Origin of the sequence: Streptococcus parasanguinis (assembly GCF_023109675.1) — a bacterium.
Classification (GTDB): domain Bacteria; phylum Bacillota; class Bacilli; order Lactobacillales; family Streptococcaceae; genus Streptococcus; species Streptococcus parasanguinis_I.
Genome location: NZ_JALDUR010000014.1, coordinates 1 through 11970 on the forward strand (window position 1 = coordinate 1; position 11970 = coordinate 11970).

Genomic DNA, 11970 nt, shown 5'->3' on the forward strand with positions numbered 1-11970 from the left:
TCTTTGTCGCTCTCGCGCGACAACTATATTAGTATATCATGACCTACCCTTACTGTCAACACTTTTTTCCAAAAAAAATTATTTTTTTGAAAGTTTTTTAAAAGTAATAAAGAAAAGCCTGTATTACAGGCTTTTCTATTATTCTAGTTCTTTGTTAATGATGAGAAATTTTTCTTCTCCGTAACCTCTTTTCATTAAACCTGCTTCAGCTATGTCTAGAAGATCTTTTGAAAAGGATTGGATCGCTTCTTTTTCTTCTTTACTTAGAATTTTCTTTGAATATTTCTTTCTAAGTTTTCGATAGTCCTGTTCTTCATTTTTAAAAAATGAAGAATCTTCTAAAAAGTTTTCCAGTTTTTCTAATTCTACAAACAAGCCCAACTCAAAGGCAATCGGGGCAAAAGTGGTTTCTAACGGTTGCGTACAAACACTTCTAAATTCCACAGTCCCACGAGCAGTTAAATCTTGAAATTGGTAACTTCGATGTTGTTTTAGATCTTCTTTTACAGGCTTAATTATCTTCTCATTTCCATCAGCCGTATAGGCTGTAATTTCTTTTTGATCTAGATAGTCTTCCACTCGAATTGGTTTAAAATAATAAGATTTCCCCTCTCTAGTTGCCGTAAAAATAGCCGTTCTAGCGAGATTATTAAAAAACTCTTCTTCGCTTTGGTAGTCCTTAGGATAAATCCCTACATTTTCCTTATAATAACCATGTAAGGATTCTTCCCAGAAAATATCTCTGGCAATTTTTGTATCCCAAGCCTCTGCTGAAAATTCTGAGTTAGAAAACAAATATGCTTTTGCTGCTTCAATTTTATTAAAGGCATTAATGATGCGAAGATAGTTATCGCGCCTTACATCCAATTGAACCTGGTTTCCGCATATAAATGCTCCGTACGAAGGATAGGGGTGTGTTTTCATCCCTGTACCATTCATTGCAAGGAAAGCCATTAACATCTTGTATCGTTCGATTTTCACTGGGCTATTATCATTTTCTTGCCACAGAGGATGGATTCCGTGCCCTTGGATTTCGTGATTATTTTCTTGCAAAATCGGTTGAATAATCTTCAAATAGGCCTCAAAACGTTTGGCCACCTCATTTATAGAACGAGCTCTCTCAAATGCAAATTCAATTGTATTGTAACTCAACTCGAATAGAATACGATCTTTAGAAGAGCAGTGAATCAATTGAATAGGATTTTGTTCGTCATCTATTTTTTCAACTTCAAAATCTGATAAGTTGGCTAAGGTTCGAAAAAGATTTTTCGTCACCTCTATATTTGTTTTGTTTCCATTTGTTTCTACAATCGGAAACTCTAATTCAACTCCGACAAAGAGTTCCGAATCCTCTTTCATATTACTAAGGTACTTCTCTTTTAGTAATTTAATTGCTTGTTGTTTTGTCATTGAATCCTTTTTCTTCTATTGGAGATATGGGTTCCATTATATCATTTTTTGCTATTCTCGACTACTCACGAAAGCAAGACAAAACGCCTGCTTACGAAATTGTTTTAAATTAAAGCAATTTCGTAAACAAGCGTCTACCATTCATTCAATATGATGAGTGTTCCCGCTGGGGAAAATCCCCAGCGGTAGACCAGAGCTAGACTAAGAATAACAGTGTATTCCATCATCATAACACTCAACAAAATTGATGATATTATACCAATTCGATGATAGCCATTGGCGCAGCATCACCACGACGTGGTTCAGTTTTAAGGATACGAGTATATCCACCATTGCGCTCAGCATAACGAGGTGCTAATTCAGAGAACAATTTTTGAAGTGCAGTTGTTTCTGAGTATTTACCTGTTTCTTCATCAAAGTTTTGTGATGCAACTTCGTTACGTACGAATGCAGCAGCTTGACGACGTGCATGCAAATCACCACGTTTACCCAAAGTAATCATTTTTTCAACTGATTTACGGATTTCTTTCGCACGTGCTTCAGTTGTTACAATTGCTTCATTGATGATAAGATCTGTAGTCAAATCGCGAAGCATCGCTTTACGTTGTGAGCTAGTGCGTCCTAGTTTACGGTAAGCCATGTATTCCTCCTCTATTTATCGTTTTTTAACCCAAGGCCTAAGTCGGCAAGTTTGATTTTAACTTCTTCAAGACTCTTACGTCCCAAGTTACGAACTTTCATCATTTCTGCTTCTGATTTTTCAGTCAAATCGTAAACAGTATTAATGCCAGCACGTTTCAAACAGTTATATGAACGAACTGAAAGATCTAATTCTTCGATCGTACGTTCTAAAATGCGATCATCAGAAGTTGTATCCACTTCCTTCATAACATCTGTTGCAATAGCAATTTCAGTTAAGTTTGTGAATAGATTTAGGTGTTCTGTCAAAATACGAGCAGACAAACCTAAGGCATCTTCTGGAATGATTGTCCCATTTGTCAAAATTTCAAGGGTTAGCTTGTCAAAGCCATCGTTGCTACCAACGCGTGCTGGTTCAACTTGGTAATTGACTTTAGTCACTGGCGTATAGATTGAATCTACAGCAAGTGTTCCCACTGGTGCATCATCTTTTTTGTTTTGATCAGCTGGAACATAGCCACGTCCACTGTTTACAGTAAGCGTTGCTTTCAAAGATGCTCCTTCTCCGATTGTAAATAGATAATGATCAGGGTTTACAATTTCGATGTCACTATCAGTAAGAATATCTCCAGCAGTTACTTCTGCAGGTCCTTCTACATCAAGTTCAATAATCTTTTCGTCTTGGACGTAAGATTTAACGGCGATTCCTTTAACGTTAAGAATAATTTGCATAACGTCTTCACGGACTCCTGGAACGGTATCAAATTCGTGGAGTACACCTTCAATGTTGATTGAAGTGACAGCTGCACCTGGAAGTGAAGCCAGAAGTACACGACGAAGTGAGTTTCCAAGTGTTGTACCATAGCCACGTTCAAGTGGTTCTACGACAAACACGCCATAATCTTTGTTTTCATCAATTTTTGTTATATTTGGTTTTTCAAACTCAATCATTTGCTATACTCCCTCTTAAACGAAAAGCTGTGTAATTGTTGATGATTATACACGGCGACGTTTTGGAGGACGAGCACCATTGTGTGGTACAGGAGTTACATCGCGGATTGCAGTTACTTCAAGACCAGCAGCAGCAAGTGCACGAATAGCAGACTCACGACCTGAACCAGGACCTTTAACAGTTACTTCAACAGATTTAAGTCCGTGTTCTTGAGCAGCTTTTGCAGCAGCTTCTGATGCCATTTGAGCAGCAAATGGTGTAGATTTACGAGAACCTTTAAATCCAAGTGCACCTGCAGATGACCAAGCGATTGCGTTACCATGCACATCAGTAATCATAACAATTGTGTTGTTAAATGTAGCGTGAATATGAGCAATACCAGATTCGATATTCTTTTTCACACGACGTTTACGTGTTGGTTTAGCCAAGATTTTTACCTCCTTATTTTATTTTATTTTTTCTTACCTGCAATCGCAACAGCTTTACCTTTACGAGTGCGAGCATTGTTTTTAGTGTTTTGTCCACGAACTGGAAGTCCACGACGGTGACGGATACCACGGTATGAACCGATTTCCATCAAGCGTTTGATGTTCAAGTTTACTTCACGACGAAGGTCACCTTCAACTTTGATTGCGTCAACTTCACGACGGATAGCATCTTCTTGATCTGGTGTAAGATCGCGAACACGAATATCTTCAGAAACGCCTGCAGCAGCAAGGATTTTCTTAGATGTTGGAAGTCCGATACCGTACACATAAGTCAATGAAATTACTACACGTTTGTCATTCGGAATGTCAACTCCAGCAATACGAGCCATGTTTTCTCCTTTCTATCTTATCCTTGACGTTGTTTGTGTTTTGGATTTGCTGGGCAAATTACCATAACACGACCATTACGACGAATTACTTTACAGTATTCGCAAATTGGTTTGACCGATGGTCTTACTTTCATTTTTATCCCTCCAAGTTTTTCGATTATTTAAAGCGGTATGTGATACGTCCACGTGTCAAATCGTACGGACTCATCTCCACTGTAACACGATCTCCCGCTAAAATACGAATATAGTTTTTACGAATTTTACCAGAAACTGTTGCTAAAATCTGATGTCCATTTTCAAGTTCAACCGTAAACATAGCATTCGGCATTGTATCGACTACTTTGCCTTCTACTTCAATCACATCGTCTTTTGCCACGCAAAAGTACCTCCATAAATTTCGATTCATTCCTCTGAGCACAGAGGTAACAATTATAAGTCAGACTAACTAATTGTAACACTAGTTGTCCAATATTGCAAGCATGAAAAACGCTTTTATTTCAAATTTGACAAGACTTTTTCAATGTCTGAAAATACATCATTGATATCTTGGTTTCCTTGGATGTCATGTACGAGTCCTTTTGAACGATAAAATTCAATGATTGGTTCACCTTGGGCAATATTAACATCCAAACGACGTTTTACTGTCTCAGGTTTATCATCTTCACGTTGGTAGTAATCTTCCTCTTTGTAATCAACTGGTGGATTGAATACTTTATGGAAAGTTTCTCCAGTTTGACGATGAATGATACGTCCGCTCAAACGCTCTAAAAGACTGTCTGGATTTACTTCGATGTTGATAACACCTTCAAGCTCAATACCAAGTTCAGCCAATGTTTTATCTAAAGCATGAGCTTGCTCAATGGTACGTGGATATCCGTCTAACAAGAAACCTGTTTCTTTAATATCATCTTGAGCAAGGCGTTCTTTTACAATTCCATTGGTTACTTCATCTGGTACCAACTCACCTTTATCAATGTATGATTTTGCAAGCACACCCATTTCAGTTTGGTTAGCCATCGCTGCGCGGAACATATCTCCAGTGGAGATATGCGCTACGTGAAATTCTTCAACGATTTTAGCTGCTTGAGTTCCTTTACCTGCTCCAGGCAACCCCATAATTAAAAGATTCATGATGAATTCTCCTTATTTTGTTTTTAAATGGAAGCAGGAGCGAATTCCTATTTCCATTTAAAAACAAAATAGAAGGCTGACAAAGTCAACCTTATTCTATTCTGTTGTTGTGTCCATAAATCCGACATACTTACGTTTTAATAAGTAGCCTTCTAATTGTTTCATTCCCTCAATACCTGTTGAAATAATGATTAACAAACTAGTTCCTCCAAGAGCCACTGCATCTGTCAAACCAAATAAATCTCGAGCCAGGATTGGAATGATGGTAATAAAGCCAAGGAATACTGATCCGACGCTTGCTAAACGACGTAGCAAACGAGACATAAACTCTTCTGTCCCCTTACCAGGGCGGACGCCTGGGATATAGGCACCACTCTTTTGAAGGTTTTCTGCCGTTTTTTCAGGATTGATCTGAACAAACGTGTAGAAGAAGGTGAAGAGAATGATCAATAAGGCATACATTGCCACACCAGTTGGTGTGTTTGTAGCCAACATGGCTTGAGCTGTTTTCACCCATCCTGCATTGTAACCCATAGCGCTAATCACTTGGAAAATTGCAGCAGGCGCTGCTGTAATCGAACTAGCGAAGATGACAGGAATAACTCCTGCTGGGTTTACTTTCAAAGGTAGGTAAGAACTTGATGGAGCTCCTTGTGCAATCTTTGTATATTGGATTGGAATCTTGTATTGTGCTTGCTCCACAAAGGTTGTAAAGTAAACAATAACCAAGACAGCAAGGATTAATACCCCAACAAAAATGAGGGAATTGGTCATTTGACCAGAACGAACATTCACAAATGCATTTTCATAGATTTCTTTAATCATCTCAGGAATTGATGACACAATCCCTGCAAAGATAATCATTGAAACACCATTACCGTACCCTTTATCTGTGATTTGTTCTCCAAGCCAAGTCACAATCATGGAACCGGTCGTCAGAATCGCACCGATTAATAGATAGGTCTTGGTATTTGGAGTTGCGACTAATTTCGCCTGAGACAAAGTGTGGAAGGTGGCTGTAATCCCGATGGATTGAACAAAGGCTAGAACCAAAGAAATATAGCGTGTTGCTTGGTTGAGCTTTCTTCGACCAACTTCCCCTTGTTTGCCCCATTCAACAAACTTAGGCAACAGATCCATTTGCAAAAGTTGCACGACGATCGAAGCTGTAATGTATGGGCTAACCCCTAATGCGAAAACTGAGAAGTTCCTCATGGCATTCCCAGAAACCAAACTGAGCATGTTCAAGAAGGACACATCTTGAAGGTTGTTCAGAATTTTCGCATTTACACCAGGCACTGTAATCGTGGTCCCAATGCGGAAAACAAGAATGATGAAGATCGTAAATAAAATCTTCGACCGTACTTGTTTCACCTTAAATGCATCTTTTAATAATTTAAAAAACATAGGTCACCTCACTTAGATGACTTCAACTGAACCACCTTTAGCAGTGATAGCTTCTTCAGCTGATTTAGAGAATTTAGCTGCTTTAACAGTCAACTTCTTAGTCAATTCTCCGTTACCAAGAATTTTGATACCTGATTTTTCAGCTTTTACAATTCCTGATTCTACAAGTACTACTGGAGTTACTTCAGCACCATCTTCAAAGGCGTTCAATTGATCAAGGTTCACAATAGCATATTCTTTAGCGTTGATGTTTGTAAATCCACGTTTTGGAAGACGACGGAACAATGGAGTTTGTCCACCTTCAAAACCAAGACGTACACCGCCACCGCTACGAGCTTTTTGACCTTTTTGACCACGGCCAGAAGTTTTACCATTACCAGATGAAGTACCACGACCAACACGGTTGCGGACTTTACGTGAACCTGTAGCAGGTTGTAATTCATGAAGTTTCATTATTTATTTTCTCCTCTTTTGTAAATTGCTAACGCATGTAATCAGGAAAAGGTGTCCTAACTACAAACTCGCCTATACTTATATTTAGTTTTAGGGGATGAGAATCTCTCATACCCCTGAAAACTTTGTTTCTATTTTAAATAGATTATTTTACTTCTTCAACTGTTACCAAGTGAGATACAGCAGTGATCATACCACGTACTGCTGGGTTATCTTCTTTAATAACAGAGCTGTTCAATTTGCCAAGTCCAAGTGCTACAACAGTTTTACGTTGTGACGGGATGCGTCCGATTGGAGACTTAGTCAAAGTAATTTTAATTTGAGCCATTTGAATCTCCTTTCTTAAGCCAAGTCAGAAACTGAAATACCACGAAGGGCAGCAACTTCATCAGCACGTTTCAATTGTGCCAAACCGTTAACAGTTGCACGAACGATGTTGATTGGAGTGTTTGATCCAAGTGATTTAGATGTAACATCTGCAATACCTGCCAATTCGACAACGGCACGAACTGCTCCACCTGCAGCAACCCCAGCCCCTTCGATAGCTGGTTTCAACAATACACGAGCTCCACCAAATACTGATGTTACTTCGTGTGGAATTGTTGTTCCAACCATAGGAACTTCGATCAAGTTTTTCTTAGCATCTTCAACAGCCTTACGGATTGCTTCTGGAACTTCTTGAGCTTTACCAGTACCAAATCCAACACGGCCATTACGGTCACCAACAACTACAAGAGCTGCAAAACGAAGACGACGTCCACCTTTAACAACTTTTGTTACACGGTTGATGGCAACTACGCGTTCTTCAAGTTCAACTGCATTATCTTTAAATGCCATTTTCTAGTGTCCTCCTATTAGAATTTCAATCCGTTTTCACGAGCTGCATCAGCCAAAGCTTTAACACGTCCGTGATATAGATATCCACCGCGGTCGAACACCACTTCAGAAATACCTTTAGCAACTGCACGTTCAGCAACAAGTTTGCCGACAACAACGGCTTGTTCAGTTTTAGTTCCTTTTGAAACTTCTTTGTCAAGAGTTGAAGCGCTTGCGAGCGTTACACCCGCTACGTCATCAATTACTTGAGCGTAGATGCCTGTATTAGAACGGAATACGTTCAAACGTGGGCGATCAGCAGTTCCAGAGAGTTTTCCGCGAACGCGACGGTGGCGTTTTTGACGGATTTTGTTTTTATCTGGTTTCGAAATCACAATTTTCACCTCTTAATTTTAAAATCATGTGCTAAGCACTGAGTTGGTAAGATGAAGGTTGGTTGAAAAACAACCAAACTACATTATTTACCTGTTTTACCTTCTTTGCGGCGAACGTATTCACCAACATAACGGATCCCTTTACCTTTGTATGGTTCAGGTGAACGAAGGCTACGTACATAAGCAGCTGTTTGACCAACTACTTCTTTTGAAATTCCGCTAACAACGATTGTTGTTGGGTTTGGAAGTTCAAAAGTAATTCCTTCTGGAGCTTCAACTTCGTCTGGGTGTGATTTACCAACAGCCAAAACAAGTTTTGATCCTTGAAGTTGTGCACGGTATCCAACCCCGCGCATTTCAAGTTCTTTCTTGAATCCTTCTGATACACCAGTAACCATGTTGTTCAAAAGGGCACGAGTTGTTCCGTGGATTGTTTTCATTTCTTTTGAATCGTTTGGACGGTGAAGTGTTACTTCAGTACCTTCCACACGGATTTCAATATCTTTTGAGAACTCACGAGTAAGTTCTCCTTTAGGTCCTTTTACAGTTACAACGTTGTCATTGTTAGTGATTTCAACACCAGCAGGCAACACGATAACTTTATTACCAATACGTGACATGTTTTTTATTCTCCTGTTAAATTGTCAGGCCTTTACGGGCCAGTTTTCACGGGGTTTAAATCTTTTTGATTTAAAAGTTAATGTTTAGGTCTCATTTTCTAAGTGAATCAAGGCATTGTCTCGCAGACATAACTTTGGGTTAGGCAAGAGACAATAACGAAGAGTCACAACGAAATTGGGAACTAAATATTACCAAACGTAAGCGATAACTTCCCCACCAACGTTCTTTTGGCGTGCTTCTTTATCAGTAAGCAAACCTTCAGAAGTTGAAAGGATAGCAATTCCAAGTCCGTTAAGAACTTTTGGAAGATCTTCACGTTTTTTGTAAACACGCAAACCTGGTTTAGATACACGTTTCAAGTTTGTGATAACTTTTTCACCGTTTTGTCCGTATTTCAAGAATACACGGATGATGCCTTGTTTGTCATCTTCGATGAATTCAACGTTTTTTACAAAACCTTCGCGTTTAAGGATTTCAGCAATCCCTTTTTTGATGTTTGATGCAGGTACTTCAAGTACTTCGTGTTTTGCTTGGTTAGCGTTACGAATACGTGTAAGGAAGTCTGCGATTGGGTCAGTCATAACCATTATAATTTCTCCTCTTACTAGTAGTTTGCAAGTTGCACTTGCTAGTTAATACATGATACAGAGAGCGTAACAGCGAGAGCAAAAATAGGCAATTTGATGCAGGAGCGATGCTCCAAAGAAAATTGGTCTTTTTTGCCAAAGCTGTAGCTCGTGTTCAAATTGGCAAGCCCAACTGAACCCGGGCTAAACTCTGTGTGAAAAAGATAAACTTTCCTAGAAACTAAAGTTTCTTCGTCAAGTTTCCTATTTTCACTTAGAGTTTTGACGCCCTAACTATCTTAAATTACCAAGATGCTTTTGTGACACCTGGGATTTGACCTTTGTATGCCAATTCACGGAAGCAAACACGGCAAAGTTTAAACTTGCGGTAAACTGAGTGTGGACGTCCACAACGTTCACAGCGAGTGTATGCTTGAGTAGAGAACTTCGCTGGGCGTTTGTTCTTAGCAATCATAGATTTTTTAGCCATTAGTTTTACCTCCTATATTATTTTGCAAACGGCATACCGAGGCCAGTAAGCAATGCACGTGATTCTTCGTCTGTGTTCGCTGTAGTTACGATTACGATATCCAAACCACGAGTTTTATCAACATCATCAAAGTTGATTTCTGGGAAGATCAATTGTTCTTTCACACCAAGTGTGTAGTTTCCGCGTCCATCAAATGATTTTGTTGGAACACCATGGAAGTCACGTACACGTGGAAGTGAAACTGTTACCAATTTATCCAAGAATTCGTACATACGTTCACCACGAAGGGTAACTTTTGCACCGATCGCAACACCTTCACGAAGACGGAAGCCGGCGATTGATTTTTTAGCCTTAGTGATCAATGGTTTTTGACCTGAGATCAAAGCAAGCTCTTCAGCAGCTTTTTCAAGGTTTTTAGCATTTGATACTGCATCACCGACACCCATGTTCAAAACGATTTTATCAACTTTTGGCACAGCCATAACTGATGAATAGTTGAACTGCTCAGTCAATGATGGTACTACTTCATTAAGGTATTTTTCTTTTAAACGATTAGCCATTATACTTCTCCTTTCCTTCGTGATTAGTCAAGCACTTCGCCTGATTTTTTGTTGTAGCGAACTTTTTTGCCGTCTACAAATTTGTAGCCAACACGTCCAGCAACACCGTTTTTGTCCAAAACTTGAACGTTAGAAGCATGGATTGGAGCTTCTTTTTCAACGATCGCACCTTGAGGGTTTTCGTTATTTGGACGTTGGTGTTTCTTAATGATGTTTACACCTTCTACAACAACTTTATTTACTTTTGGAAGAGCAGTAAGAACAACAGCTTCTACGCCTTTGTCTTTACCAGCAATAACGCGAACTTTGTCGCCTTTTTTTACAAACATTTTATTCTCCTTTTATTCTTACGCCCGATGGGCACCCTGGCTAAGCCAGGGGACTGTGTTTGTTTTTTTATTGATTAAAGTACTTCTGGAGCAAGTGATACGATCTTCATGAAACCACCGTCACGCAATTCACGTGCAACTGGGCCAAAGATACGAGTTCCGCGAGGAGTTTTGTCGTCACGGATGATCACTGCTGCATTTTCGTCGAACTTGATGTATGAACCATCTTTACGACGAGCACCTGATTTAGTACGAACGATAACAGCTTTTACAACGTCACCTTTCTTAACCGCACCACCAGGAGTAGCTTGTTTTACAGATGCAACGATTACATCACCGATGCTCGCGAATTTACGTTTTGAACCACCAAGAACTTTGATTGTCAAGATTTCGCGTGCGCCACTGTTGTCAGCGACTTTCAAACGAGTTTCTGTTTGAATCATTTACGTTTTCTCCTTTCAGGTATGATTAGATGATGACCGCTTTTTCAACGACTTCTACAAGACGGAAGCGTTTTGTAGCTGAAAGCGGACGAGTTTCCATGATACGAACGATATCGCCTTCTTTAGCAACATTGTTTTCATCATGAGCTTTGTATTTTTTAGAATAGTTGATACGTTTACCATAGACTGGGTGGTTACGTTTAGTTTCAACTACAACTGTGATTGTTTTGTCCATTTTGTCAGACACAACGCGTCCAACAAGAACTTTACGATTATTGCGTTCCATTGAAATTCTCCTTCCCTAGTCTATTATTTAGCTTCTGATTGAACAGTTTTGATACGAGCGATTTGTTTTTTCACTTCTTTCAAACGTCCAGTTTGTTCCAATTGACCAGCAGCTGCTTGGAAACGAAGTTCAAACAATTCTTTCTTCAATTCATTTTCACGCTTCGCGAGTTCTTCTTGAGAAAGACCACGAAGTTCTTTAACAAATTCTTTTACTTCTGTAAGTTTCATGACCTCTCCTTATTCTGCTTCACGTTTCACAAATTTAGTTTTAACTGGCAATTTGTGGCTAGCAAGACGAAGTGCTTCGCGCGCGATCTCTTCAGATACACCAGCGATTTCGAACATCACTTTACCACGTTTAACTGGTGCTACCCAACCTTCAGGAGCCCCTTTACCAGATCCCATACGTACCCCGATAGCTTTAGCGGTGTATGATTTGTGTGGGAAAATCTTAATCCAAACTTTACCACCACGTTTCATGTAACGAGTCATGGCGATACGAGCAGCTTCGATTTGACGGTTTGTGATCCAGTGGCTAGTTGTAGCTTGAAGACCGTATTCACCGAATGCTACTTCTTTTCCACCTTTTGCTTCACCGCGCATTTTACCACGGAATTCGCGACGGTGTTTTACACGTTTAGGTACTAACATTG

Annotated in this window: 22 protein-coding genes; all 22 read right to left on the reverse strand. The window is 39.5% G+C overall.

The annotated features are described in order from the left end of the window. Window positions 1-138: 138 nt before the first annotated feature. Complete coding sequence (locus M1G14_RS08950) at window positions 139-1410, reverse strand: glutamate-cysteine ligase family protein (RefSeq protein WP_247926525.1); 1272 nt, start codon at window positions 1408-1410, stop codon at window positions 139-141. A gap of 253 nt (window positions 1411-1663) precedes the next feature. Continuing rightward, entirely contained in the window at window positions 1664-2050 is a 387-nt protein-coding gene (gene rplQ, locus M1G14_RS08955) for a 50S ribosomal protein L17 (protein WP_003002399.1), read from the reverse strand. 11 nt (window positions 2051-2061) lie between these two features. Then, window positions 2062-3000 carry a DNA-directed RNA polymerase subunit alpha gene (locus M1G14_RS08960; protein WP_003009635.1) on the reverse strand — a complete coding sequence of 313 codons (939 nt, stop codon included), beginning with the start codon at window positions 2998-3000 and terminating at the stop codon, window positions 2062-2064. Between the two features lie 45 nt (window positions 3001-3045). Beyond that, window positions 3046-3429: a 30S ribosomal protein S11 gene (gene rpsK / locus M1G14_RS08965; protein ID WP_003002390.1), complete on the reverse strand. Its 384-nt coding sequence runs from the start codon at window positions 3427-3429 to the stop codon at window positions 3046-3048. A 23-nt stretch (window positions 3430-3452) separates the two neighbouring features. Further along, on the reverse strand, window positions 3453-3818 hold the full coding sequence (gene rpsM / locus M1G14_RS08970; RefSeq protein ID WP_003009631.1) for a 30S ribosomal protein S13: 366 nt from the start codon (window positions 3816-3818) through the stop codon (window positions 3453-3455). Between the two features lie 17 nt (window positions 3819-3835). Beyond that, window positions 3836-3952: a 50S ribosomal protein L36 gene (gene rpmJ, locus M1G14_RS08975; protein WP_001808836.1), complete on the reverse strand. Its 117-nt coding sequence runs from the start codon at window positions 3950-3952 to the stop codon at window positions 3836-3838. Window positions 3953-3975: 23 nt separating this feature from the next. Next, window positions 3976-4194, reverse strand: coding sequence for a translation initiation factor IF-1 (gene infA, locus M1G14_RS08980; RefSeq protein ID WP_001029883.1), 219 nt, complete (start codon window positions 4192-4194; stop codon window positions 3976-3978). A gap of 116 nt (window positions 4195-4310) precedes the next feature. Further along, window positions 4311-4949 (reverse strand): adenylate kinase, encoded by a 639-nt coding sequence (locus M1G14_RS08985; RefSeq protein WP_021154254.1) that lies wholly within the window; start codon window positions 4947-4949, stop codon window positions 4311-4313. A 96-nt stretch (window positions 4950-5045) separates the two neighbouring features. Then, the gene (gene secY, locus M1G14_RS08990; RefSeq protein WP_023920186.1) at window positions 5046-6356 is read right to left on the reverse strand and encodes a preprotein translocase subunit SecY; all 1311 of its coding nucleotides are present in this window, start codon (window positions 6354-6356) and stop codon (window positions 5046-5048) included. Window positions 6357-6368: 12 nt separating this feature from the next. Next, on the reverse strand, window positions 6369-6809 hold the full coding sequence (gene rplO, locus M1G14_RS08995) for a 50S ribosomal protein L15 (protein WP_003002405.1): 441 nt from the start codon (window positions 6807-6809) through the stop codon (window positions 6369-6371). Between the two features lie 145 nt (window positions 6810-6954). Continuing rightward, complete coding sequence (gene rpmD / locus M1G14_RS09000) at window positions 6955-7137, reverse strand: 50S ribosomal protein L30 (RefSeq protein WP_002894509.1); 183 nt, start codon at window positions 7135-7137, stop codon at window positions 6955-6957. 14 nt (window positions 7138-7151) lie between these two features. Next, window positions 7152-7646: a 30S ribosomal protein S5 gene (rpsE, locus tag M1G14_RS09005; protein ID WP_003009617.1), complete on the reverse strand. Its 495-nt coding sequence runs from the start codon at window positions 7644-7646 to the stop codon at window positions 7152-7154. Between the two features lie 17 nt (window positions 7647-7663). Next, the gene (rplR, locus tag M1G14_RS09010; protein WP_003010871.1) at window positions 7664-8020 is read right to left on the reverse strand and encodes a 50S ribosomal protein L18; all 357 of its coding nucleotides are present in this window, start codon (window positions 8018-8020) and stop codon (window positions 7664-7666) included. Between the two features lie 83 nt (window positions 8021-8103). Then, window positions 8104-8640, reverse strand: coding sequence for a 50S ribosomal protein L6 (rplF, locus tag M1G14_RS09015; RefSeq protein ID WP_003009612.1), 537 nt, complete (start codon window positions 8638-8640; stop codon window positions 8104-8106). Between the two features lie 189 nt (window positions 8641-8829). Then, on the reverse strand, window positions 8830-9228 hold the full coding sequence (gene rpsH, locus M1G14_RS09020) for a 30S ribosomal protein S8 (RefSeq protein WP_003010897.1): 399 nt from the start codon (window positions 9226-9228) through the stop codon (window positions 8830-8832). 283 nt (window positions 9229-9511) lie between these two features. Further along, window positions 9512-9697 (reverse strand): type Z 30S ribosomal protein S14, encoded by a 186-nt coding sequence (locus M1G14_RS09025; RefSeq protein ID WP_001085699.1) that lies wholly within the window; start codon window positions 9695-9697, stop codon window positions 9512-9514. 17 nt (window positions 9698-9714) lie between these two features. Beyond that, window positions 9715-10257 carry a 50S ribosomal protein L5 gene (rplE, locus tag M1G14_RS09030; protein WP_003009606.1) on the reverse strand — a complete coding sequence of 181 codons (543 nt, stop codon included), beginning with the start codon at window positions 10255-10257 and terminating at the stop codon, window positions 9715-9717. Window positions 10258-10280: 23 nt separating this feature from the next. Continuing rightward, the gene (gene rplX, locus M1G14_RS09035; RefSeq protein ID WP_003002315.1) at window positions 10281-10586 is read right to left on the reverse strand and encodes a 50S ribosomal protein L24; all 306 of its coding nucleotides are present in this window, start codon (window positions 10584-10586) and stop codon (window positions 10281-10283) included. 74 nt (window positions 10587-10660) lie between these two features. After that, window positions 10661-11029, reverse strand: coding sequence for a 50S ribosomal protein L14 (rplN, locus tag M1G14_RS09040; RefSeq protein WP_003002384.1), 369 nt, complete (start codon window positions 11027-11029; stop codon window positions 10661-10663). 25 nt (window positions 11030-11054) lie between these two features. Then, complete coding sequence (gene rpsQ / locus M1G14_RS09045; protein WP_003009600.1) at window positions 11055-11315, reverse strand: 30S ribosomal protein S17; 261 nt, start codon at window positions 11313-11315, stop codon at window positions 11055-11057. Window positions 11316-11338: 23 nt separating this feature from the next. Continuing rightward, on the reverse strand, window positions 11339-11545 hold the full coding sequence (rpmC, locus tag M1G14_RS09050; protein WP_003002350.1) for a 50S ribosomal protein L29: 207 nt from the start codon (window positions 11543-11545) through the stop codon (window positions 11339-11341). Between the two features lie 9 nt (window positions 11546-11554). Continuing rightward, window positions 11555-11968 (reverse strand): 50S ribosomal protein L16, encoded by a 414-nt coding sequence (gene rplP / locus M1G14_RS09055; RefSeq protein WP_000960947.1) that lies wholly within the window; start codon window positions 11966-11968, stop codon window positions 11555-11557. Window positions 11969-11970: the final 2 nt, after the last annotated feature.